Source organism: Streptomyces sp. SID5785 (assembly GCF_009870065.1).
Lineage (GTDB): Bacteria > Actinomycetota > Actinomycetes > Streptomycetales > Streptomycetaceae > Streptomyces.
Genome location: NZ_WWIA01000863.1, coordinates 1 through 1,340 on the forward strand (window position 1 = coordinate 1; position 1,340 = coordinate 1,340).

A 1,340-nucleotide genomic window follows, 5' to 3' on the forward strand; every position below is an offset into this window, starting at 1 on the left:
CTGGCCCGCGAGGCGCTGCGCCGGGCCACGGACGGCGGGCTGCGGCCGGTGCCCGCGGCGGCCCGGCCCGGCTGGTTCACCGACGACGACGTGGTGCGCGCGGTCGAACGGATCCTGTGGGTGCCGGTGGCCGGGCGGCCGCTGGTCGCCGCGTGCGGGCACGTCACGGAGTGCGACCTGGCGCCGGACGAACTGGCCGCCGTGGCCGGGCTCCTGAACGCGGGCCGCCCGCTCCTCGTCGCCGAGCTGACCCCGCCCGCGCGGAACCTCCTGTCGGTGCTCGCGGGATTCCGCGCGGTCGAACGCCTGTGACCCCGAAGGCCGCCGGGAGCCGCCGGGGGCCGCTAGGAGCCGTACGGGATGGCCAGGTACTTGTACTCCAGGAACTCGTCGATGCCGACGCTGCCGCCCTCCCGGCCGAGGCCCGACTGTTTGACGCCGCCGAAGGGGGCGGCCGGGTTGGAGACGAGCCCCGTGTTGATCCCGACCATGCCCGTCTCCAGGCGTTCGCCGACCCGCAGCGCCCGGTCCAGGTCGCGCGTGAAGACGTACGACACGAGCCCCCACTCGGTGTCGTTGGCGGTCCGCACGACGTCGTCCTCGTCCTCGAACGTGAACAGGGCGGCGACCGGGCCGAAGATCTCCGTGCCCGTCAGCTCGGCGTCGCGCGGGACCTGCGCGAGGACGGTGGGCGGGTAGAAGTGGCCCGGTCCGTCCGGGAGTTCGCCGCCGGTGAGGATCTTGGCACCGCGTCCGACGGCGTCCCGGACCAGGCGCTGCACCTTCTCCCGGCCCGCGCCGTCGATGAGCGGGCCGACGTCGGTGCCCGGGGCCGTGCCGTCGCCGACGCTCAGGGACGCCATCCGTGCGGTCAGGCGCGCGGCGAAGTCCTCGGCCACGTCCGTGTGGACGTAGATCCGGTTGGCGGCGGTGCAGGCCTCCCCCATGTTGCGCATCTTGGCGACCATGGCGCCGTCGACGGCCGCGTCGAGGTCGGCGTCCTCGAACACGATGAACGGCGCGTTCCCGCCGAGTTCGAGCGAGGTCCGTACGACGGTGTCGGCGCACTGGGTGAGCAGGATCCGGCCCACCTGGGTCGAGCCGGTGAAGGAGAGTTTGCGGATGCCGCCCCCGCGGAGCAGGGGTTCGACGACCGCGGCGGCGTCCGAGGTGGTCAGGATGTTGAGCACGCCGGGCGGCAGTCCCGCCTCGGCGAGGACGCCGGCCAGCGCGAGGGTGGACAGCGGGGTCTGCGGGGCCGGTTTGAGGATCATCGTGCAGCCCGCGGCGACGGCCGGCCCGATCTTGCGGGTGCCCATCGCGAGCGGGAAGTTCCACGG

2 protein-coding genes are annotated in these 1,340 nt (G+C 74.2%); one reads left to right on the plus strand and one right to left on the minus strand.

All coding sequences use genetic code 11. From position 1 onward, the window contains the following. Positions 1 to 312: hypothetical protein (locus GTW43_RS27855; protein WP_161304725.1), on the plus strand; the 312-nt coding region annotated here is incomplete at its 5' end. A 32-nt stretch (positions 313 to 344) separates the two neighbouring features. Here GTW43_RS27855 and GTW43_RS27860 read toward each other — a convergent pair. Further along, a partial coding sequence (locus GTW43_RS27860; RefSeq protein WP_161304726.1) for an NAD-dependent succinate-semialdehyde dehydrogenase occupies positions 345 to 1,340 on the minus strand: 996 nt, incomplete at its 5' end.